General features: G+C 67.1%; 16 protein-coding genes. 4 read left to right on the forward strand and 12 right to left on the reverse strand.

Translation table 11 applies throughout. The features are described from left to right. Positions 1-26 precede the first annotated feature (26 nt). Positions 27-587, forward strand: a complete 561-nt coding sequence (locus D9V34_RS03190; protein ID WP_121687485.1) for a DUF4190 domain-containing protein — start codon at positions 27-29, stop codon at positions 585-587. Between the two features lie 63 nt (positions 588-650). Here the strand turns inward: D9V34_RS03190 and groES are convergent, their stop codons facing one another. Further along, positions 651-947, reverse strand: coding sequence for a co-chaperone GroES (gene groES / locus D9V34_RS03195; RefSeq protein ID WP_030148038.1), 297 nt, complete (start codon positions 945-947; stop codon positions 651-653). Positions 948-1,110: 163 nt separating this feature from the next. Here groES and D9V34_RS03200 point away from each other — a divergent pair, with 163 nt between their 5' ends. Next, positions 1,111-2,298 (forward strand): class I SAM-dependent methyltransferase, encoded by a 1,188-nt coding sequence (locus D9V34_RS03200; protein ID WP_121687486.1) that lies wholly within the window; start codon positions 1,111-1,113, stop codon positions 2,296-2,298. A gap of 44 nt (positions 2,299-2,342) precedes the next feature. On the opposite strand, the gene D9V34_RS03205 is transcribed toward D9V34_RS03200, so the two are convergent. Beyond that, the gene (locus D9V34_RS03205) at positions 2,343-2,702 is read right to left on the reverse strand and encodes a hypothetical protein (protein WP_121687487.1); all 360 of its coding nucleotides are present in this window, start codon (positions 2,700-2,702) and stop codon (positions 2,343-2,345) included. Positions 2,703-2,892: 190 nt separating this feature from the next. On the opposite strand from D9V34_RS03205, the gene D9V34_RS03210 reads away from it, so the two are divergent. Further along, positions 2,893-3,705, forward strand: a complete 813-nt coding sequence (locus tag D9V34_RS03210) for a putative protein N(5)-glutamine methyltransferase (RefSeq protein ID WP_121687488.1) — start codon at positions 2,893-2,895, stop codon at positions 3,703-3,705. On the opposite strand, the gene tsaD is transcribed toward D9V34_RS03210, so the two are convergent. Genes tsaD through glmS form a run of 7 tightly spaced genes read right to left on the reverse strand, consistent with a single transcriptional unit; the run spans position 3,702 to position 9,927 of the window. Continuing rightward, the gene (gene tsaD / locus D9V34_RS03215) at positions 3,702-4,778 is read right to left on the reverse strand and encodes a tRNA (adenosine(37)-N6)-threonylcarbamoyltransferase complex transferase subunit TsaD (protein ID WP_121687489.1); all 1,077 of its coding nucleotides are present in this window, start codon (positions 4,776-4,778) and stop codon (positions 3,702-3,704) included. The two genes, D9V34_RS03210 and tsaD, sit on opposite strands and share 4 nt — an antisense overlap. A 25-nt stretch (positions 4,779-4,803) precedes the next feature. Continuing rightward, positions 4,804-5,397: a ribosomal protein S18-alanine N-acetyltransferase gene (rimI, locus tag D9V34_RS03220; RefSeq protein ID WP_342772976.1), complete on the reverse strand. Its 594-nt coding sequence runs from the start codon at positions 5,395-5,397 to the stop codon at positions 4,804-4,806. Continuing rightward, positions 5,397-6,044 (reverse strand): tRNA (adenosine(37)-N6)-threonylcarbamoyltransferase complex dimerization subunit type 1 TsaB, encoded by a 648-nt coding sequence (tsaB, locus tag D9V34_RS03225; protein WP_121687490.1) that lies wholly within the window; start codon positions 6,042-6,044, stop codon positions 5,397-5,399. Before tsaB ends, rimI begins: the two co-directional genes overlap by 1 nt. A 39-nt stretch (positions 6,045-6,083) precedes the next feature. Continuing rightward, the gene (gene tsaE, locus D9V34_RS03230) at positions 6,084-6,521 is read right to left on the reverse strand and encodes a tRNA (adenosine(37)-N6)-threonylcarbamoyltransferase complex ATPase subunit type 1 TsaE (RefSeq protein WP_121687827.1); all 438 of its coding nucleotides are present in this window, start codon (positions 6,519-6,521) and stop codon (positions 6,084-6,086) included. Positions 6,522-6,574: 53 nt separating this feature from the next. Then, entirely contained in the window at positions 6,575-7,714 is a 1,140-nt protein-coding gene (gene alr / locus D9V34_RS03235; protein ID WP_121687491.1) for an alanine racemase, read from the reverse strand. Continuing rightward, positions 7,711-8,073, reverse strand: coding sequence for a holo-ACP synthase (locus D9V34_RS03240; protein WP_121687492.1), 363 nt, complete (start codon positions 8,071-8,073; stop codon positions 7,711-7,713). Before D9V34_RS03240 ends, alr begins: the two co-directional genes overlap by 4 nt. A 3-nt stretch (positions 8,074-8,076) precedes the next feature. Beyond that, on the reverse strand, positions 8,077-9,927 hold the full coding sequence (gene glmS, locus D9V34_RS03245) for a glutamine--fructose-6-phosphate transaminase (isomerizing) (protein ID WP_121687493.1): 1,851 nt from the start codon (positions 9,925-9,927) through the stop codon (positions 8,077-8,079). Between the two features lie 34 nt (positions 9,928-9,961). On the opposite strand from glmS, the gene coaA reads away from it, so the two are divergent. Beyond that, on the forward strand, positions 9,962-10,915 hold the full coding sequence (gene coaA / locus D9V34_RS03250; protein ID WP_121687494.1) for a type I pantothenate kinase: 954 nt from the start codon (positions 9,962-9,964) through the stop codon (positions 10,913-10,915). Between the two features lie 69 nt (positions 10,916-10,984). Here coaA and D9V34_RS17710 read toward each other — a convergent pair whose 3' ends face one another. The 3 genes from D9V34_RS17710 to D9V34_RS03265 all read right to left on the reverse strand — a co-directional run bounded on the left by D9V34_RS17710 (position 10,985) and on the right by D9V34_RS03265 (position 22,562). After that, on the reverse strand, positions 10,985-12,568 hold the full coding sequence (locus D9V34_RS17710) for a hypothetical protein (RefSeq protein ID WP_183091824.1): 1,584 nt from the start codon (positions 12,566-12,568) through the stop codon (positions 10,985-10,987). A gap of 207 nt (positions 12,569-12,775) precedes the next feature. Next, positions 12,776-17,353 carry a glycosyl hydrolase gene (locus D9V34_RS03260; RefSeq protein ID WP_121687495.1) on the reverse strand — a complete coding sequence of 1,526 codons (4,578 nt, stop codon included), beginning with the start codon at positions 17,351-17,353 and terminating at the stop codon, positions 12,776-12,778. A gap of 211 nt (positions 17,354-17,564) precedes the next feature. Continuing rightward, a complete protein-coding gene (locus D9V34_RS03265; protein ID WP_183091825.1) occupies positions 17,565-22,562 on the reverse strand; it encodes a glycosyl hydrolase in 4,998 nt (1,665 codons plus the stop codon). Positions 22,563-22,644: the final 82 nt, after the last annotated feature.

Genomic DNA, 22,644 nt, shown 5'->3' on the forward strand with positions numbered 1-22,644 from the left:
GACATTATCACCGAGGGGACCACAAAATGAGCGACAACAACAATAACTTCCCGGGACAGCCCGAGCAGCCCCAGGGCCAGCCCGCCTACCCGGCTCAGCCCGAGCACGCCGAGCAGCCCTATGGCCAGCCCGCCTACCCCGCTCAGCCCGAGCAGCCCTACGGCCAGCCCGCTTACCCCGCTCAGCCCGAGCAGCCCTACGGCCAGCCCGCCTACCCAGCACAGCCCGAGCAGGCCGGCTACCCGACCCCGCAGGGCTACCCCGCTCCCGAGGCCTATGGTGCCCAGCAGGGTTACCCTCAGCAGGGATACGCCCAGCCCGGCTACCCGGCGGCCCCGCCGCGCACCAACCTGCTGGCGATCCTCTCGCTGGTCTTCGCGTTCGTGTTTGCCCCGGCCGGTATCGTGCTGGGTCACATCTCTAAGAAGCAGCTGAAGACCTCCGGTGAGGGCGGCGCGGGCCTGGCAACCGCCGGTCTGGTGCTGAGCTACATCTTCACGGTGATCATGCTGCTGGTTATTGCCTTCTACATTGTTGCCATCGTGTTTGTTATCGCCAACTCACCGGGTGAGTACACCGGCTACTAACCCCTCGAACAACACAGCGCCCATCCGGAAAACCGGATGGGCGCTGTGTTGTCTCCTGCGTGGTTAGCGAACCACCACGGCGAGAACGTCGCGAGCCGAGAGCACGAGCAGGTCTTCCCCGCCGTACTTCACCTCGGTTCCGCCGTACTTGGAGTAGATGACCTTGTCGCCGACGGCGACGTCGAGCGGGATGCGGTTGCCGTTGTCGTCGATGCGACCCGGACCGACCGCAACAACCTCGCCCTCCTGGGGCTTTTCGGTTGCGGACTCGGGGATGACCAGGCCCGAAGCAGTGGTACGCTCCGCCTCGACCTGCTTGATGACGATGCGATCCTCGAGCGGCTTGATGGAGACCGACACGGTTGACCTCTTTCTAGACTAAGCGTGGTTAGCACCCTCACGTCGAGAGTGCTAATCACAGTCTAGGGATCCGTTGGCACTCTTGCAACGCGAGTGCCAACGCGGCGACACATTCGGCGGCATGCCCACCACACGCGACCCGCGATATTGGTAGGTTTGGGCGGTGGACAGAAACGAGCTACTCGAACTGCTGACCCCCGAGGGGTTGCGTCTCCTCGACGATCTGGCGCAAGAACCCGCGGGCGCCGACCCGGTGGCGCGGGTGAGCCGTCTGCGTGCCCAGGGCCATTCCCCGGCGCTGGTTTCGGCCGCGCTGACCCAGGATCGGCTGCGCCGCAAGGCGGTGGGAAAGTTCGGTGAGTTTGCCGAGCGCATGCTCTTCACTCAGGCGAGCCTCGAACAGGCCACCCGGTTACGCGTCGCCGCACTGCATGCCGGACGCTTCCGTGCGCTCGCCCCCACCCACCTGATCGACCTGGGCTGCGGGATCGGCGGCGACGCGCTGGCCGCCGCCGCCATCGGCCTGCGGGTCACCGCGGTGGACCGCGACGAGGTCACCGCGACCCTCGCCAGCTACAACCTGGCCCCGTTTGAGAACGCCGACGTCCTCAACGCCTCCGCCGAGGATGTGGACCTGGACCCGTACGACGCGATCTATCTCGATCCCGCCCGGCGCACCTCGGGCCACAGCAACACCACCCGACTGACCCGCGCCTCCGACTACTCCCCGAGCCTCGACTTTGCCTTCGGCCTGGCCGAAACGCGGGCGGTGGGCATCAAGCTCGGCCCGGGGTTTGACCGTGAGGACATCCCCGAAGGCTGGGAGGCCCAGTGGATCACCGTGGATGGACAGGTTGTCGAGCTCGGGCTCTGGTCGCCGAGGCTCGCGCGTCCGGGGATTACCCGCGCCGCCCTGGTACTGAACGATGCCGGCAGCCACGAGATGACCGCCGCCGCAGACAGCGCGGATGTTGAGGTGCGCGAGCCGGGCGAGTACCTGTATGAGCCCGACGGCTCGGTCATCCGCGCCCGCCTGATCGGCGATCTGGCCCGGGAACTGGATGCGGGCATGCTCAGCCCGGGCATCGCGTACCTGACCGGAGACACCGCGGTCGAGACCCCGTTTGCCGCGCGCTTCCGCATCCTGGAGCGCTTCACCCTGGATGAGAAGAAGCTCAAGCGTGAGCTCAAGGCGCGCGGAATCGGCACGCTGGAGGTCAAGAAGCGCGGGGTGGATATCGACCCGGCAACCTTCCGCAAAAAGATGTCCCTCTCGGGAAAGAACGCGGCCACGCTGTTCCTGACCCGAATCGACGGGCAGCATGCGGCGCTGCTGGCCGAACGCGCCTAACCCCCGAAAGCGGTAACCCTCCCGGACGGTTTCACCCCGCGCGGCTAGGCGAGAATCAACTCCACGATACGCAGCACGCTGTATCCCGCCCACAGGACCGTGGCGATCAGCCCGGCCACCGCCAGCGTGCGGCCGTGGCGCGCACGCGCGTGGCCGGCGGGATCTCCGCGCAGGGCACCCGGGGCGAGGATCAGCGCGATGATCGAAGCGGGGAATCCCCACCCGAACACGATGCCTCCCACCAAACCGATCAGGCCCCACACAAACGTGGCGGTAGCGCGCCCGGTGGACGGAGCGGCGGCGACCGCAAACCCGGCATAGCCTGCGGCGGCATCGTTCCAGCCGGGCGTCGGCTGGGCCCCACCCGAGGGTGTGCCGGGGTTCGGGAATCCGGGGGTGGTCATGGGGTCCTCCGAGACGAGTGCTGTCGCGATCCACACACGCGGGCGGGCACCCACGTCCTGGGTAGACTACCCGAATCCGGCCACGAATCGGGGTGGATGTCGTCGAGCGACCGCGAATATCCCCACCCATTCGGGGCCGATCTCCGACAAAACCCTGGCTTCTCACGGCGCTCGGACGTACCATGTCGCCATGCGCTCCACGACGCAATTCCCCTGGGAACCGGTCACCGACCGGCTCCGCGCGGCGGGTTGTGTGTTTGCCGCCGAGGAGGCAGCCCTGCTCGCCGAGGTGTGGGAGATCCGTGGACCGGCGCAGACCGAGGCCCTGATCCGACGGCGAATAGCCGGGGAACCGCTCGAGCAGGTGCTCGGTTGGGCGGCCTTTCTCGGCTTGCGAGTACGGCTGGGGTCGGGGGTTTTTGTCCCGCGCCGACGCACCGAGTACCTGGCGCTGCGCGCCATCGCCCGCTCCTTTGAGACCCCGGGGGCGCAGATCCTCGATCTCTGCACGGGCTCGGGTGCCATCGCGCTGGCCGTGCGTGAACACGTGCCCGATGCCCGCCTGATCGCCACCGACAGCGACGCTCTCGCCCTCGAGTGGGCCCGCCAGAACCTCGGCACGGATGTCCCGCTGTATCTCGGCGACCTCTATTCGGCGCTCCCCCCGAGCCTGCTGGGCACGTTCGACGTAATCGTGGCCAACGCTCCCTATGTGCCCACCGACAGCATCGCCGGGATGCCCGCCGAAGCGCGCGACTTTGAGCCCACCACGGCCCTGGATGGTGGGAGCGACGGCCTGGTCATCCACCGCCGCATCCTCGCCGATGCCGCCCGCTGGCTGCGTCCGGGAGGGAGCCTGCTGATCGAGATCTCGGCCGCACAGCTCGGCACCCTGCGCGAGGCGTTTGCCGCCGCCGGGCTGCGTCCGCACGCGAGCCATGATCCGGCTCGCGAGGCCACCGTGCTGGAGGGCACGCTCCCCGGAGAAGGATCCGCTCGCTAGCTACCCGTGGTGAGCTCGGCCACCTGGATCTCGGTCACCGGCAGGGTCGAGTCGGCGGCAACGCCGAGGCTCGAGGGTTCCTTGCCGGCCATGATCAGCTGGGCGGCGAGCGCGGCGATCATCGCCCCGTTGTCGGTGCACAGCGAGAACGGCGGGATCCGCAGGGCCACACCGGCGGCCGCGGCCCGCTCGGCGGCGACCTCGCGCAGACGCGCGTTGGCCACTACACCGCCACCGAGCAGCAGGCGAGGCACGCCGAGATCCTTGCAGGCATTGATGGCCTTGGTCACCAGCACGTCCACGACGGCCTCGCGGAAGCTTGCGGCCACATCAGCGATCGGCACCTCTTCCCCGGCGTCCTCGGCGCGCTCGACCCAGCGAGCCACCGCGGTCTTGAGCCCCGAAAAGGAGAAGTCGTAGCGGTGTGCGGCCATGTCCTTGGGCAGGCTCAGCCCGCGCGGGAACCGGATCGCGGCGGGGTTACCACCCTCGGCCGCACGGTCGATCTGCGGGCCGCCGGGGTAGGGCAGTCCGAGGATTCGGGCGACCTTGTCGAAGGCCTCACCGGCGGCATCGTCGATGGTTTCGCCCAGGAGTTCCACATCCCCCACCAGGTCGCGGACCAGCAGTAGCGAGGTGTGCCCACCGGAGACCAGCAGTGCGATGGTGGGATAGTCAAAGGGTTCACCGCGGGTGTCCAGGATGTCGGCGCCCACGTGACCCACCAGGTGGTTCACGGCATAGAACGGCTTGCCGGTGGACAGCGCGAGCGCCTTGGCCGCGCCGACCCCCACCATCAGCGCGCCGGAGAGACCGGGCCCGCTGGTCACGGCGATCGCGTCGAGCTCCTCGAAGGTCACACCCGCCTCGGTCATCGCCGCCTCAATCGAGGGACCCATCGCCTCCAGGTGTGCCCGGGCGGCCACCTCGGGGACCACGCCGCCGTAACGCGCATGCTCATCCATCGAGGAGGCGATCGTGTTGCTCAGCAGGGTGGTGCCGCGCACGATGCCGATGCCGGTCTCATCACAGGAGCTTTCGATCCCGAGGACAAGCGGGTTTTCGCGGTTCATGGTGTTCCTTTTTGACGGGGTAAAACTAGGCGTTCCGGCCGATGCCGGTTTCGGGCTGAGGGATGCTCAGACGCATCACGATCGCGGTGATGTTATCGGGCTGATAGTACCCCGGACGCTCGGCAATCTCCTCGAATCCGAGGTCGCGATAGAGCGTGCGCGGCGCGGGCTTGTCCTCGCGCACCTCGAGGAAGATCTCGCGGATGCGCTGGGCGCGGGCGATCTCGATCAGCGCGGTCATCAGGCCGCGGCCAATCCCCAGCCGGCGGGCCCGGGCAGATACGGCGATGGTCTGGATGTCGGCGTCCAGCCCCCCGGCCGGGGCGAACAGGCCCGCGTAGCCGATGATGGTGCGGGGATCACCGGTGAAGGAGGCCACCAGGTAGTGCGTGTGCGGGGAGGCGAGGTCGGCGGCCATGGCCTGGCTGGACCAGGCGTCGCTGACAAACTCGGCGGTCTCGATCGCCATGATCGCATCCAGATCCTCGGCGGTGGCCGTGCGCAGGCTCCACACCGGGTCGATCTGCGGGCCGGTCGGCACAGCCTCGGTGGACAGCGCGGCGGCCGGGACACCCGGCTGTGGGATCGCGGCTTCGGGCACCTGCGGATTCTCGCTCACTAGCTCACCCGCTTGCGCGGACCCTGCGCGGCAATGTCCGGCGGGCGCAGGTACAGCGCCTCATCGGCCGCGTGCTCACGCCCGGTGGTCTGCACCCGGCGGGCCAGGATGCCCAGCGCTCCCGCGGGGATCCCGACCGCGTCGACCCGGTGCGGGGCTGCGGTGCCGTCCGCCAGCCGCGCGGTTTCGGTGGCGTCGAGGTCATCGGGGCGATCCAGGGAAGGCCCCGCCACCCGCACCGGAATGCCGTCGGCATCCAGCCCGGTATAGCGCGACCAGTAGAGTTCACGGCGACGCGCATCGGTGGTGACCAGCAGCTCGCCGGTCCCGCCGTTGTCGTACCATTCCAGGGCCAGGGCGTCGTGGCTCACCAGTGGAATCACCGGGACGTGTGCACCCTGCCCGAAGGCGCGCGCGGCGGCGATGCCGATCCGCAGCCCGGTGAAGGGCCCGGGGCCCATGCCCGCGGCTACCGCGGTGACCTGAGCCGGGGCGGTGCCGGTCTCGCTCAGCACCTCCTGAATGAAGGTGCCCACCACCTCGACGTGCCGCCGGGTGTCTTCCAGAACACGGGACGCACGGATTTTCCCGGTGCCGTCCACGAGGGCGACGCCGGTTCCGGTGGAGGTATCAATGGCCAAAAACATATGTCCAGGATACCGCCGACCATGCGAGATGCTCGCCCGCTAAACCCCGGCCCGTTCGATCCGGACCGTGCGCGGTTCAGACTCGACGTCCATATCGTCGGCGGCTCCGGCGGTGGGGCGTTCGATCGTAATCTCCCACCACTCATCGGCGAGCACCCCGGCTACCTCGTGTCCCCACTCGATGATGACCACCGAGTGATCGAGGTCAAGATCCAGGTCGTCCACCTCGAGGGCGTTGCTCAGCCGGTAGGCGTCCACGTGGACCAGCGGCACGCCGCCGACCAGGCTCGGGTGGGTACGCGCGAGCACAAAGGTGGGGCTGGTCACCGGACCGCGCACCCCCAGCCCCTCGCCGATCCCGCGGGTCAGCGTGGTTTTGCCCGCGCCCAGCGGACCGGTCAGCACGATCAGGTCGCCGGCGCCCAGTTCCCGGCCCAGCGCGATCCCGAACGCGTGCATATCCGCGGGGGTGGGCATCGGGAAGGTGCCGGGGATCAGCACTGTCTGGTCGGTCCGATCGGTCTGGTCGGTCATCGAGGTTCGTCTCCACTCGGGTGAGCCGGCTGCGGCGCTCGGGTGATGCGTCCACCCAGTCGGGTCACGATTTCATAGTTGATGGTGTCGGCCGCCCTCGCCCAATCGTCTGCTCCGGGTTCGCCCGCGGCGGGATCCCCGATGACCACAACCCGGTCCCCCACGGCCGCGGTATCGCTGCCGAGGTTGACCACAAACTGGTCCATCGCGATCTGCCCCACCAGCGGATAGCGGGTGCCGTTAATGCTCACGTCGGCGCGGCCCGAGGCGTGCCGGGGTATCCCGTCGGCGTAGCCCAGCGGGATCAGGGCCAGGGTGGTTTCGGTGTCGGCACGATAGCGGTATCCGTAGGACACTCCGGTGCCCGCGGGGACCGTGCGCACCGCGGCGACCTCGGTTTCCAGGCGCAGCGCGGGGCGCAGATTCCAGTCGGCGGGGGTATCGTCCTCAAACGGGCTGAGGCCGAGAATCCCGATGCCGATCCGCACCAGGGTGCCGCGGGTTTCGGGGAGCTTGAGCGCACCGGCGGTGGCGGCCAGGTGTCGCCACTGCGGGTTGAGGCCCGCCGCGGTGGCCAGGTTTTCGGCCTCGGCGAAGCGCGCAAGCTGCGCGCGATCCTCCTCGGGGGAGGTATTGGCCAGGTGACTCATCAGCCCGGTGATTCGCAGCACACCCGCCTGCTCGGCGGCGTGGGCGTCGGCAAACAGGGCCTCCCACTGGGCGGGCGCGGTGCCGTTTCGAGACAAACCGGTGTCCACCTTGAGGTGCACCTCGCCGGAACGTCCCAGCGCCTCGGCGTCCGCACGCATGCGCGCGAGCTGCGCGGGGCCCGAGGCCACCAGCGCGATATCGGCGGTAAAGGCCGCCGCAAAGTCGGTATCGGATCCGTGCAGCCAGCACAGGATCGGCCCGTCAAAGCCCGCGGACCGCAGCGCCAGCGCCTCACCGAGGTCGGCGGTCCCGATCCCCCGGGCACCCCCGCGCATCGCGGCCCGCGCGCACAGCAGCGCGCCGTGCCCGTAGGCGTTGGCCTTGACGACCGCGAGCACCGCGGCCGGGGCGACCCGGGCGACGATGGACGCCACGTTGTGCTCCACACGGGCGGCATCGACCAGAATTTCGCGACGTGGACTCATCGGGGTCCCCCTCCCTCGGCCACCACAAACGCGATGGCCGCATCCCCATCATGCGAGATCGAGAGGTGAACGCTCTCGATGCCCCGCTCCGCCAGCCGGCGAGCGGTGCTCCCGCTGGTGGTGAGGATCGGCGCACCCGAGGGGTCGCCGAGCACCTCAATTTCCTGCCAAAACACATCCTCGCTGCCACCCAGCGCCTTGATCAGCGCCTCCTTGGCGGCGAACCGCCCGGCGAGCGAGCGCCCGTTGAGCTCCCGCTCGGCGGGGGTAAACAGGCGCTCGCGCAGCGCGGGGGTGCGTTCCAGCGTGCGCAGAAATCGGGGCAGGTCCACGAGGTCCACCCCGATTCCCACAATCATGCTTTATTCCACCGTGACGGACTTGGCCAGGTTACGCGGCTGGTCCACGTCGAGGCCCTTGGCGTTGGCCAGTTCCATCGCGAAGATCTGCATCGGCACCACGGCCAGCAGCGGCTCAAACAGCGGAGCGGCCAGCGGGATGTGGATCACGGTGTCGGCGAAGGGCAGCACCGCGGCGTCGCCGGCCTCGGCGATCGCGATCACTCGGGCACCGCGGGCGCGGATCTCCTGAATGTTCGACACGACCTTGGAGTGCAGGGTCGAGGAGCCGCGCGGGCTCGGAACCACCACAAACACGGGCTGGCCCGGCTCGATCAGCGCGATCGGACCGTGCTTGAGCTCACCGGCGGCGAAGCCCTCGGCGTGAATGTAGGCGAGCTCCTTGAGCTTGAGCGCACCCTCGAGCGCGATCGGGAAGCCCACGTGACGGCCCAGGAACAGGATCGCGCGCGAGTCACTCATCCAGTGTGCGAGCTGGGTGATGCTCTCGGTCTGCTCGAGCACGGTGACGATCTTCTCGGGGATCGCGCGCAGCTCGGCGGTGAAGCCGGCCAGTTCCTCGGTGGAGACGGTGCCGCGCACCCGGGCCACGTGCAGGGCCAGCAGGTAGATCGCGGTGATCTGCGCCACAAACGCCTTGGTCGAGGCCACGGCGACCTCGGGTCCGGCGTGGGTGTACACCACGGCGTCGGACTCACGCGGAATCGTCGCGCCCTGGGTGTTGCAGATGGAGAGGGTCTTGGCGCCGTTTTCGCGGGCGTACTTGACGGCCATCAGGGTGTCCATGGTCTCACCGGACTGGCTGATCGAGACCACCAGGGTGTGGGCATCGATCACCGGGTCGCGGTAGCGGAACTCGTGGCTGAGCTCAACCTCGGCGGGGATGCGCGCCCACTTCTCCAGCGCGTACTTGCCCACCAGGCCCGCATAGGAGGCGGTACCGGCGGCAACCACAACGATGCGGTTGATGCCGGTGAACAGCTCATCCAGGCCGTCCAGCTCGGGGATGACCACGGTCTCGTCGGCGGCGATGCGGCCACGCAGGGTGTTGGCCACGGCGTCGGGCTGCTCGGTGATCTCCTTGGCCATGAAGCTCGGCCAGCCACCCTTATCCGATGCGGATGCGTCCCACTCAACCTCGAAGGGCTCAACCTCGACGACGTTGCCATCGAAGTCGGTGACCTCCACGGCGTCCGGGGTGATCGCCACAATCTGGTCCTGGCCGATGGCCAGGGCGCTGCGGGTGTACTCGATGAAGGCGGCTACGTCCGAGCCGAGGAAGTTTTCCCCGTCGCCCAGACCGATCACCAGCGGGGAGTTTCGGCGAGCGCCGACCACCAGGTTCGGCTGGTCGCGGTGCACGGCGAGCAGGGTGAAGGCACCCTCGAAGCGGTTGACCACGGCGCGGAAGGCGGCCAGCAGATCGCCGGTCTCGCGGTATTCGCGGCCCAGCAGCACGGCGGCGACCTCGGTGTCCGTCTCGCTCTCGAAGGTGTAGCCGGCCTCGACCAGCTCGGCCTTGAGAACGGCAAAGTTTTCGATAATTCCGTTGTGGATCAGGGCCAGCTTGCCCTCGTCACCCAGGTGCGGGTGCGCGTTCACATCGGTCGGTCCACCGTGGGTGGCCCAGCGGGTGTGCCCAATTCCCACATGGCTTTCGGGCAGCGGGGAGGCTTCCAGATCTCCGGCCAGCACGGCGAGCTTCCCCGCGCGCTTGCGGGTGTACAGACCACCCTCGGCGTCGATCACCGCGACTCCCGCGGAGTCATATCCGCGATATTCGAGTCGGCTGAGACCGGACATCAGCACGTCTACGCTCGCGCCGCTACCTACATATCCAACGATTCCACACATATAGAGAACAATACCGGGAATAGAATGACTTTCTATGTCCGAGCTCCGCGTCGATTCATCCGCTGACACCACCCGCACCCCGTTTGTCGAGATTTCCCGGGATGAGTGGGCGCGTCTGGCCCCCTCCATGCCGATCCCGCTGACCAGCGCCGAGATCGTCCAATTGCGCGGGCTGGGCGACCGCCTGGACATCGACGAGGTGGCCGAGGTGTACCTGCCGCTGAGCCGTCTGCTCAGCCTCTACGTGGCCAACGCCAAGCGCCTGCACGCCGAAGCCACGAGTTTCCTGGGAACCGACGGACCCTCCACCCCGTTTGTGATCGGCATCGCCGGTTCGGTGGCCGTGGGCAAGTCCACCGTCGCGCGTCTGCTGCGCGAGCTGCTCTCCCGGTGGGAGGACACCCCGCGGGTTGAGCTGATCACCACCGACGGGTTCCTGTACCCCAACGCCGAGCTTGAGCGACGCGGCATCATGTCACGCAAGGGGTTCCCCGAGTCCTATGACCGGCGCGCGCTGCTGCGCTTTATCGCCGAGGTCAAGAGCGGTGCGCCCGAGGTGCGTGCGCCGTTCTACTCGCACCAGAGCTATGACATCGTCCCCGACGCGTCGGTTGTGGTGCGACAGCCCGACGTGCTGATTGTCGAGGGCCTCAATGTTCTCCAGCCACCGCGCGGTGGTGGTCTCGCCGTGAGTGATCTGTTCGACTTCAGCATCTACGTGGATGCCCGATCTAGCGATATCGCCCGCTGGTACGAGGAGCGCTTCATGACCCTGCAGCGCGGGGCCTTCACCAACCCCAACTCGTACTTCAACGTGTACGCGGACCTCACCGAGGAGCAGGCACGGGCACGCGCCCACTACTTCTGGGACGAGGTCAACCGGCCCAACCTGGAGCAGAACATTCGCCCGACCCGGGCACGCGCCAAACTGGTCCTCAAGAAGGACAGTGACCACTCGGTGAGCTCGGTCCTGCTCCGCAAGATCTAGGCCACAACAAACGGCCGCCCCATCCCCAGATTCGGGGATGGGGCGGCCGTTTGTTACCCGGTCACCTGGTTAGTCCAGTGGCGCAGTGGAGCGGCGACGGGCGAGGAACACGATGCCTCCGCCCACGGCGAGCAGCAGTCCGGCCAGCCCGAGCGCGATGCCCAGGATCAGGTCCGAACCGGTGTTACTCAGGTGGGTGGTGGACGACGGAGGCTGCGCATCCGGTCCGGGCGGCGGGGTGATGCCGGTGGACGGATCGGTTGGCGGAGTCGTGGGCGGGGTGGTCGGCGGCACGCTCGGCGGGTCCGAGGGGGTCGGGGTCGGCGTGGGCGTCGGCGGAACCGACGGGGTCGGCGTCGGAGTCGGTGTCGGAGTCGGCGTCGGAGTCGGCGTCGGCGTCGGCTCGGTCCGCGGAATCACCTCCAGGTCGGTCCGCACGGTCGCCATCGGGAACAGCGAGAGTTCGTCAATCCCGAAGTCGTTCCCGTGCCCGCCGGCCTTGAAGTTGCGCACGCCGATGGTGAGCGAGGTGGAGTTGCCGGTGTTCACGGTGGAGGTCAACCGGGTCCACTTGGCGTCGGCGGTGGTGGGTCCACTCTGCCGGGGCATGTCTCGCGAGGTGCCGATGAACGTGTCATTCACCACGAACCCCACCTGGACCGGTGCCACAAACGTGCTCGAACGCGGGTCATCGCTGAGGTTCGCTACAAAACCGCTCATCGTGTACTCAGTGTTCGGGGTCAGCCCGGTGACGGTGGTGGTCAGCACATCGTGCGGGTTTCCCAGCGACTCGGAGCCGTTGACGATCATGAACTTACCCGAGCGTGCGGATTCCTCATCGGTGACCGCCCGGGTGTTGGGCATGAGCCAGGACTTGTTCCAGTTACGGGTGATCTCCTGGGTGGTGGGGGTCACCATGGCGTTGGTGGTGCTGCGCAGATCGGCCCAGTAGTTGTTATATGCCTTGGTCTGGTTCCAGTACGAGGTGCGCTCAACGTCGGGACCGTTCATCATGCCGGTCGGCCAGATCGAGTACTCCCCATCGACGGGTGAGTACTGCACCACGTTGGGCTGGCCGGTCAGCGTGTGCGGGTCGTGGAAGGCATACGGCGTCGCGGCTGAATCCAGCCGCGGCTTGGCTTGACCCAGGTAATCAAAGGTGCCCTTGTCAAAGTCGGTGACTAGGTTATGAGCCTGCGAGATTCGCGCAAGCTGCACATCGGGCAGGGTCCCGGAGAAGTCGGCCGGGGGAACCACGCGCAGTCCGGTGGTATCGCGGTTGATCTCAAAGATCAGCGGGCTGGGCGATACCGGCTCAAGCCTGTCTCCGGCGAGGGTCAGCAGCGACCACCCCGCCGGAAGCCCGCTGACCTTGTAGTTTTCGAATGCGGTGTGACTCAGATTCCCGTCCACGATCGCCAGTTCGAATCCGTTGGGATCGCCCTGGTTCAGCCGTTCCGGGGTGATGGTCAAAACAAGACCGTCGTCCCCGGAGCGGGTGGCCGCCTGGGCCTGCTGAACGGGCATCAGGGCGGCGCCCACGCCCGCGAGCATCACGCCCAGCAGGCCGAGGGCCAGAGCCCTCCGCCCGCGAGTGCGGACCTGCGCCCGCGTCCGTTTTGTGTTCTGTGCGTCGGGTTGCGCAAGTGTCATTTCGGGTGTTGTCCCCTCGTTCGATGTGTCTCGCACACCCGGTGGGCGGCGCGAGAAGGTACATCTTGGGGAGCAGGGACATCCCATAACATGACGCGAGAATAACGGGCGTACAGGATACTCACGGGAACGCCCGGCACAAACCCCGGGGATGCATCGGCATCCCCGGGGTCCGTGGTGTGCTGCGACCCGAAGGCCGCGCGCCGGCTAGCGCACGAGAACCGTGGCGGTCGCGGTCTGGCCCGCGTGGGTGACCGTGATGGTCGCCTCACCCGAGCCCTGGGCCACAAACACCGGGGATCCCTGAGCACCGGTGCGGATCTCGCCCGGTCCGCTCAGCGTCGGGGTGATGCCCGACAGTGCACCACCGGCACCGGCCGCGTCATACCCGAACACCGTCAGCGGAATCTCGCGTCCGGTATTCACCACCGAGGTTTCCGGCAGCAGGTACAGGGCGCTCGGCGTGATCGCCTGGGCCGAACGGGTTCCGAATACCTCGAAGTTGTGGATCGAGTATCCGTAGGGCAGCAGACGCTCAATCCCCTGCAGGCGCAGGTAGCGTCCGGTTCCGGTGAGGGTCAGCTCATCCGGGGCAGCGGTCGATTTGGAGACCGTAATCAGCGGCTCGAACGGTCCGTTCTCGCTCTGGGCAATCTCCAGTCGGTAGCGGGCAGCCGCCGCAGCCTCCCAGGTGATTTTCACTCCGGAGAGATCGTAGCTCGCACCCAGATCCAGGGTGATGCTCTGATCATCCAGCCCGTGGGTGCTCTCCCAGCGGGTGGCCGGATTGCCATCCACCACGTGGGCGGCCACGTGTTCGACCCCCTGCGAGGTTGCGCTCACACTCACGCCGCGAGCGATGTCGATGCTCGGATCGCTCACCGCGACCACCGCCGAACCGGCGAGCGTTGTGCCGCCGCTCTGGGCGCTGGCCCGCACCAGACCGGAACCGGTCGCGGTTGCGGTCAGCACGCCGGCGGCGGTGATGGATCCGGGAACCGTGGTGCTCCAGGTCACCGCATCGGCCAGGGCAAACGGGTCACCGTACTGGTCCAGTCCGGCGGCGCTGAAGGTGACCGGACTGTTCGGTGCGATCCGCACCGGGCCCGGGGTTACCCGCAGCGAGGTTAGCACCGGGGCCTCACCCACCCGCACATCGCGGGTGGCCTTGACCGAGCCGGAGGTCGCGGTGATGGTCGCCTTCTCGGTCGCGGTGGCCGCGTGGAAGACACCATCGGCACCGATGTTTCCGCCGCGGTTCGCACTCCATTCCAGATTCGGAATATCTACGGTTGCCCCGTACTGGTCATACCCGACCGCGCTCAGCGCGAGCGTGGAACCGGGGGTGATCGTGGTGGCATCCGGGGTGGCAACCAGTTCGATCCGCTTGAGCTTGGCATCCAGACGGTGGGTTACCTGGCTGTGTGCGGGCACGTCGATCCAGCCGATGCGGGTGTTTCCGTTGTAGGCGGGGTAGCGCTGCTGGGTGTCGGTGGGGTTGGTGACCACGTAGCTGTACACCCCGGTGTCCGGGTTCTTGTACACCTGGGCGAGGTCTGCCCCGACGCGGTGATCCCGGGACTCGATGCCGAGGTTCCGGTTAGCCATCGCGTTGTAATAGACCATGCCGGCCATCGAGACGGCCGAAACCATCGGGTCGTTGGTGCGGCGCAGTTCGGCGAAGATGTCCGCGTACACCTCGGGATGCGACTGTGCCATCTGGCCCAGCACAACCTGTCCGAGGGCGTCGCCCATGCCCGAAATCACGGCGGCGGCGGCAGCGGTGTCGCGACCCGGAGTGTAGCCGGCGACCTTAATCCGGTAGAGCGAATCGATCGCGTCCTGGTTTGCCTGGAAGTCGGTCGAGAAGTACGCCAGCAGCGGGCTGACCGGGTTCCAGGTTGCCGGGTCGGCATCCACCACCGCACCGGTGTACTGGTGCGGGATGAGCTTTGCCGGCAGGGTTGCCGGGGTCCAGTACTCGTCCGGGAAGACCACGGTGCCATCTGCGTCCACCGAGATCAGCAGCGAGTTCGTCGCCGGGTCAAACAGCGGGTTGGCCGCAACCTTGCGGGTGGTGTAGCCGGGGTTGTGCTTCTCGCTATCCCGGACGATGTTCTTGAGCACGTTGACCGCGGATTCACGGTCCTCGGTGATCTTGATGTCGCCGTAGGTTCCGATCCCCCACCACTGCTTGGCGAAGGTCTGGATCCCGGCCTTATTACCGGCCTTGGTGCCCTCGCCGCCGATGTTGTCGGGGCGCAGCGCAAACATGTCATCCAGCAGCTTGGTGGCCGCGGTCCGGTCCCAGCCGAGGTAGTTCAGCCACGGCGCGGTGGGCAGCCACTGAATACCGTAGATCCAGGCGGGGTCGCCCGAGAAGTAGGTCGCAAAGGCCTGGCCGCTGTCGAACACGATGCCCGAGGTGGAGTACTTGTACTGCTCGGGGAACACGCCCCCGGTGTTCAGCCAGTACTCACGGATTGCCGCACGCTCGGTAACGTAACCCATTGCACCGGTGTCGCGCATTTCCTGGTTGCCCAGGGCTACACCGAGCAGGTAGAGACCCGCCCAGGATTGGATCGCCTCGGAACTGGACTCCTGGTTGTTTCCACCCGGGGAGGAGAATCCGCCCGCATAGGAGAACCCGCTCCAGGTGTCGAAGGTGCGCAGGTAGGGGTAGTCCTGGCTGCTGCGGTCCCAGTTGCCGTACTGCTGGGCGACCAGGGTCGCCACATCACCGTAGCCGGCGGCCCACTCAGGATCCTCCATCGCGAGCATCGCCGCGGCGGCGGTGAAGTACCCGTAGTGGAAGTGGTTGTCGGTGAACTGCGAGGACCCGTAGGACTCGCTGAACCCCACGAGCGCCTTCCAGGTGTCATAGCGTGCAAAGAAGCGGCTCTCCTCGCCCTCGGTGTAGGTAAACCAGTCGCTCAGCGCGGTGCGCAGGGTCGAGCGCAGGGCCTCATAGGACTCGGTTTCGCCGAGCTGCTTGGCCACCAGCATGTACTCACCCAGCTGGATGACGTCCTTGCCGCCCCAGTAGGTGTCGTTACCGTAGGTGGTCTTGGCGGCGTAGTCGCGCAGGAACTTAGCCATCACCGCGTGCTCGTAATCGGTGCCCGCGGGGGCACCGGGCTTCGACTCGGGTGCCCCGGTGATCGGAGTCATGCCCTCGAAGGTATATGCCATCTTCCAGCCATCGCGGCCGATGCTGGTGCGCATCTCACCACGCGGGGTCTTGTAGGTGGTGCCGGTCAGCGTAGGCTCGAAGCGCTTAGCCTCGCGGTACTGGTGCGGAAGCCATCCCTGGATGGTCGAGGATTCCGTTCCCTGCAGCGGCTCGGTGGTGAGGGCCCAGTCCTGGCGCACCTCGCCCGAGTCGGTGTGGTTCTGATACGACATGGTGGTGCCGGTCACCCGGGCGAACGCGTAGCGGTGCAGGGTGTTCAGGTCGAAGCCCGAATCCGGCAGCGCGCTGAGCACCAGGTAGCCGGTGCCCACGCTGGCGATCAGGCGGTTGCCCGAGCGCTCAAAGGTGGTGCCCTCGGGGGCGTGCACACCGATCTTCGAGTCACCCTGGCGGATGATCAGACGGTCGGTGGTGGCCGGGAAGGTCAGCTCATCGCCGTTGGCCTTGAAGAAGGTCGCGTTTTCCCCGACGGTGAGTTCGGGGGTCACCTGGTTGAAACGGAACCAGGTGTAGGGCACACCGCGTGCCGCGCTCACGGCAATGTTCGAGGGTCCCGCGGCGGGGTCGAGCCGCCAGTCCACGTTCCAGTCGCCCCAGCCGGTGGCCACGGCGTTGGCCGCGCGGAACGCGGTACCGAAGCGGTCATCCAGCCCGTCGGGCTTATTGGTGAGCATCACGTGGTCCACGAGCAGGTGTGCCCAGCCCGCGGTCAGCTCATCGACGATCTCGATATGGGCGTTCTGGCCCACCCAGGGGGTGAGGTCAAGGGTCTTCCAGGCGAGGGTCTCGCTGTCCTCACCGGTGGCGGCGGCGACGCTCTGTCCGTTCACCACAACCCGCAGCTCGGTGAGCCCCGGGTGGTTTCCGCCGCCGATCTTGGCGACCAGGGCGTTACGGTCGATGGTGAAGTCCGGGGAGCGCAGGCTTCCGGTGGCGCCGTCACCCTGCTCGGCGGTGAAGCTGTTCAGGAAGCCCTTGCCGAGCCAGCCGCTGACCGGGCTCTGCCCGGGCGAGGTGCCGGTGGAGACCCTGTCGAACGCGGTCCCGGTTGCGGTCCAGCCCGCGGGCAGACCATCCTCGAAGTCCGCGAGCACGCGGTCGCTGGCATCCGGCTGCGGGGCAACCTGCCCGCCCACGCGGACGCCGTCGGCGAGCACCATTGCGGTGCCGTCGGCGTTCCACTTGCGCGGATCACGCACGAGGGTTCCCTCGGCGCTGTTGGAGAGAACCAGCGGGTCGGCCCAGAGATCGCCCGAATAGGTCGAGACCACCAGGTCGCTCCACCAGCTGTTGGTGGGCACCGGGGTTCCGGTGAGCGACTGGTCGATCCAGATCTTCTGGTTCAGCGTGTTTTGCACATCCTGACCGAGCGACGCCGGCGGTGTGGCGGCGATCGATCCCGAGCCGACGGGAATGCCGTCGGCTCGCGGTGCGGGGGCCGCCGCGGCGATCCGCGGGAGTGCGCCGGCAGCACTGCCGGGCTTTCCCTCGGGGGCCGCGATGGCGGGGGATGCGATGATCCCCCCGGTAAATATCACTAGTGGGATGACACCCAGGCTCAACCGGCGAACCGGCGGTCGGGAGAGTTTCACAAAGGACTCCTCAAAGTCGGTGGCGAGGGGGATCGCGCAGCCAGCTTAGCGACCCGAATGGGGCACGTAAAGCCCCTCGGATCAGGCACAATGTAAGCAAAACAGCCGTCCTCAAATGTCCCCCAAACCGTGGACCTGGGCACGAAAAAGGGCGTTCCCGAGGGGCGAGAATTTCTCCCCCCGGGAACGCCCGAGTGTGTGTAATCGAGGCCTAGCTGGCCGGCCCGTTTCCGAAGATCTTCAGATCATAGAGCGAGATGCCGTAGCCGGTTCCACGCTTGATCGAGAGGATTCGAACGTAGCGTCCCGAGGCACCGGTGAGGGCAATCTTTTGTCCCCCTTCGGCACCGTCGGTCGGATGGGCGACCGTGGTCCAGGGACCGTCCGGGGTTGTGGCCGTCTGGATCTCAAACTCCTGAGCAAAGGCGCGCTCCCAGACCAGTTCGGCCCGATCCAGGGTGTGCACGGCACCCAGATCCACCACGATCCACTGTCCCTCGGACCACCCGCTGGACCAGCGCGACCCGGGATCATCGTCCACCGCATGCTTGGCATCCCAGGGCCCGTCCTCGGTACTCGACACGGTGACCGGGTGGTTCCGCGAGAGCTCGGTCACCGGGCCGGTGGGGGCGTCCTGCCCGGCGACCGTGATGGTCGCGGTGGAGGTCAGCCCACCCCGGGTCAGGGTGATGGTCGCGGTACCGGCGTCCCCGGCCACATACACCGGGTTCCCCTTCTTGTCTCGTTCGATCGAGCCCGGTCCGCTCAGGGTCGGCAGTGTGTCGTTCACCTGTCCGCCGGCGCCGGTCGCATCGTAGGCGAAGGCACTCAGCGGCACCCGGGCACCCGGGGCCACGGTCGCGGTTTCCGGCAGCAGGTACTGCGCGGTGGGGGTGATCGCGTCCACCGACCGGGTCCCAAACACCTGGAACTCATAGATCGAGTATCCGTAGTCGCCCAGGCGCTTCAGCCCGTGCATGCGGACGTAGCGGGCGGTGGTGTTCAGCGTCAGCGAATCAGGATCGGCGTTGTTCTTGGCCACGGTGAGCACCGGGGTGAACGGTCCCTTCTCACTGGTGGCCGTCTCGATCTGGTAGCTCGCGGCGGCCGCTGCCTCCCAGACGATGTGGGCACCGGAGAGGTCATAGTTGGCGCCGAGGTCCAGGGTGATCGACTGATCATCGCTCCCGTGGACGCTGTCCCAGCGGGTTCCGGGATCGCCGTCCACCGCATACTTGGCCAGGTTGGGGCCGTCCTCCGAGGTCGCGCTCACGGTCGCTCCGAGCGCCACGTTCACGCTCGGATCACTCACGGCGACCACGGTGGATCCGCGCACTTCTCCGGCCGCGGTGGCCACGCTCGCACGCACCAGCCCCGATCCCGGGGCCGTGGCGGTGAGCACACCGTCGGCGGAGATCGCGCCGGCCGCGGTGGTGCTCCAGGTCACCGCGCCGGGCAGGGCAAACGGATCACCGTACTGGTCCACACCGGTGGCGGTGAAGGTCACCGGAGCGTTGGGAGCGATCCGCACGGGACCGGGGGTGATCGCCACCGAGGTGAGTACAGGCGCATCCCCCACCCGCACGCTGCGGGTCGCGTTGATGTCGCCGGAGGTGGCGGTGATGGTGGCCTTCTCGGTCTTGGTATCGGCGTGGAAGACGCCGTCCGCACCGATCTTGCCGCCGCGATCCACGCTCCATTCCAGATTCGGAATATCCACGGTGGCCCCGTACTGGTCGGTTCCGGTCGCGGTCAGCGCCAGGGTGGAACCGGGCGTGATCGTGGTGGCATCCGGGGTTGCGCTGAGCGTGATCTTCGCCAGGTGCGAGTCCAGGTGGTGGGTGACCTGGGTGTGGGCGGGCACATCGATCCAGCCGATGCGCTCGGTCCCCTGATACACCGGGTAGCGCTGCTGCTGGTCGGTGATGTTGTTCACCACGTAGCTGTACTCGCCGGCATCGTTCTTATACACCTGGGCGAAGTCTGCACCCACCCGGCGGTCCCGGGTTTCGACCCCGAGCCCACGGTTGGCCATCGCGTTGTAGTAAACCATGCCGGCCATCGACACGGCCGAGACCATCGGGTCCTTCATCCGGGTCAGCTCGCCAAAGATGTCGGCGTAGATGTCCGGGTGCGACTGAGCCATCTCGCCCAGCACCACCTGACCGAGGGCATCACCCATGCCGGAGATCACGCGCGCCGCGGCGGCGGTGTCCCGGCCCGGGGTGTACCCGTCGATCTTGATCCCGTACAGCGCGTTGATCACATCGAGGTTGGGGGTGTAGTTCACCGAGAAATAGGGCAGCAGCGGGCTGGCCGGCGACCAGTTTGCCGGGTCACCATCCACCATCGCGCCGTCGTACTTGGTGGGGATGAGCGAGGCGGGCAGGGTGTCCGGGGTCCAGTACTGGTCCGGGAAGACGACACTGCCGTCCTGGGCAATAGAGATGATCAGCGAATCGGTGGCCGCGTTGTACAGCGGGTTCTCGGGCACCTTCCGGGTGGTGTAACCGGGGTTATTCTTCTCGCTGTCGCGGACGATGTTCTTGAGTACCTCGATCGCCGACTTGCGGTCCTCGGTGATCTTGATATCCCCGTAGGTTCCGATCCCCCACCACTGTTTGGCGAAGGTTTGGATGCCCGCCTTATTGCCGGCGCGCACCCCCTCACCGCCCAGGTTGTCGGGGCGCAGGGCAAACATGTCATCGAGCTGCTTGGTTGCGGCCTTGCGGTCCCATCCGAGGTAGTTCATCCACGGCGCGGTGGGCATCCACTGGATACCGTAGATCCAGGCGGGGTCCCCGGAGAAGTAGGTGGCAAACGCCTGTCCGCTGTCGAAGAGGATGCCGGTGGTCGAGTGCTGGTAGGAGGCCGGCAGCGCGCCGCCCACGTTGAGCCAGTACTCACGCACCGAGGCGCGCTCGGTCACATAACCCATCGCCCCGGCGTCACGCATCTGAGTGTTACCCAGGGCCACGCCCAGCAGATACAGGCCTGCCCAGGACTGGATCGCCTCGGAGCTGGACTCCTGGTTGTTGCCGCCCGGGGAGGAGAATCCGCCGGCGTAGGAGTGTCCACTCCAGGTGTCGAAGGTGCGCAGGTAGGGGTAATCCTTGGACGTGCGGTCCCAGTTGCCGTACTGCTGGGCCACCAGGGTCGCGACCCCGCCGTAGCCCTTGGCCCACTCGGGATCCTCGATCGCCAGCATCGCCGCCGCGGCGGTGAAGTATCCGTAGTGGAAGTGGTTGTCGGTGAACTGCGAAGAACCGTAGGACTCACTAAAACCGATCAGGGCCTTCCAGCTGTCATAGCGCGCGAAGAAGTGGCTGGACTCACCCTTGGTGTAGGTGAACCAGTCGGTCATCGCCGTGCGCAGCGTGGACTTGAGCTTGTTGTAGGAGTCGGTTTCGCCCAGCTGCTTGGCGGCGAGCATGTACTCACCCAGCTGGATCAGGTCCTTACCACCCCAGTAGGTGTCGTTACCGTAGGTGGTTTTGGCCGCATAGTCGCTGAGGAACTTGGCCATGACGTCATGGGAGTAGTCGGTGCCTTTGGGGGCATCGGGCAGGGATTCGGGGGTGCCGGCGACCGGGGTCATCCCATCGAAGGCATACGCCATGGTCCAGTTATCGTGGCCGATGCTGGTGCGCATCTCCCCGCGCGGGGTGGCGTAGGTGGTCCCGGTGAGCTTGGGGTCGAACCGGTCAGCCTCGCGATACTGGTGCGGGAGCCAGCCCTGGATGGTGTCGGTGCCCGTGCCCTCGAGCGGCTCGGTGGTGAGCGCCCAGTTCTGCTCGATCATGCCGGACTGGGTGTTGTTGACGTAGGTCATCTTCGACCCGGTGACCCGGGCGAAGGCGTACTTCTGCAGGGTGTTGAGGTCAAACCCGTTATCGGGGACCGCGCTGATCACCAGGTGATCCACGCCCTCGCTCGCCAGGATCTGATCGCCCACCCGGTCGAAGGTGGTCTTCGCCGGGGCGTGCACCCCAAACTTGGCGCCATTCTGGATGATCTCAAAGCGGTCGGTGGTGACCGGGAAGCTCAGGTCGTTTCCGTCGGCGTCCACAAACTTGGCGTCCTTGGCGACGCTCAGCTGCGGGGTCACGTGGTCAAACTGGAACCAGGTGTAGGGCACGCCGCGGGCGGCGCTCACGTTGATGTGCGCGGGTCCCTGGGCGTTTTCCAGCCGCCAGTTCACGTTCCAGTCGCCCCAGCCGGTGGCCACCGCGTCGTCGGCCCTGAACGCCGATCCGAACCGGTCCTCGAGCCCATCGGTTTTATTGGTGAGCATGATCTGGTCCACCATGATGTGGGCCCATCCGGCGGTCAGCTCATCCACGATTTCCAGGTGGGCGGTCTGGCCCGCCCAGGGGGTCAGGTCCAGGGTCTTCCAGGTGAGGTTTTCGCTGTTGTCGCCGGTGACGGAGGCCACTGTCTGATCGCCCACCACCACGCGCAGCTCGGTCTTGCCGGGGTGGTTACCGCCGCCGATCTTGGCCACCAGTGCGTTACGGTCGATCGTGAAGTCCCCGGAACGCACCGAACCGGTTGCCCCGTCGCCGTCGGCATCGGTGAAGCTGTTCAGGAAACCCTTGCCCAGCCAGCCGGACACGGCACTCTGCCCCTTGCCGGTGCCCGTGGATGTGCCTGCGAAGGCCGAACCGGTGGTGGTCCATCCCTGCGGCAGTCCGTGCTCGAAGTCCGCCAGCACGGTGTCGCTGGGATCGGGCTGCGGGGCAACCCGTCCCCCCACGCGCACACCCTCGCCCAGCTGCATCGTGGTCCCGTCCTTGTTCCAGCTGCGCGGGGAACTCACCAGCGCGCCATCGGCACTATTGGAGACCACCAGCGGATTCGCCCACAGATCCCCCGAGTACTTGGAGACCACCAGGTCGGTCCACCACGCATTGGTGGGGATCGGGGTGCCATCCAGCGACTTGTCGATCCAGAGCTTTTGGTGCAGAGTGTCCTGCACGCCCTGACCCACCTCGGGCGGGGGCGTGGCGGCCACCGAGCCGCTGCCCACCCGGATACCATCGGCCGGCGGGGCAGGGGTTTCGGCCTGCACACGCGCCAGCGGTGCCGCGGGTGAGGGATGCGGGGCGGGGGCGGCAAGCGCGGGGCTGGCAATCAGCACGCCGGCCAGCGTGAGCGTCGGCACCAGGCCGAGGCCCAGCGCGCGCACCGCCGAGGGGGAAAGTTTCACTGAGGCTCCTCTAGGGTCATGGCGAAGAGGCTTCGCACCGATAGAGTAGCGCACCATTGTGTCCGAAAAATTACGTCTGACC

The sequence above is a fragment of the Mycetocola lacteus genome, assembly GCF_003667575.1.
GTDB lineage: Bacteria > Actinomycetota > Actinomycetes > Actinomycetales > Microbacteriaceae > Mycetocola > Mycetocola lacteus.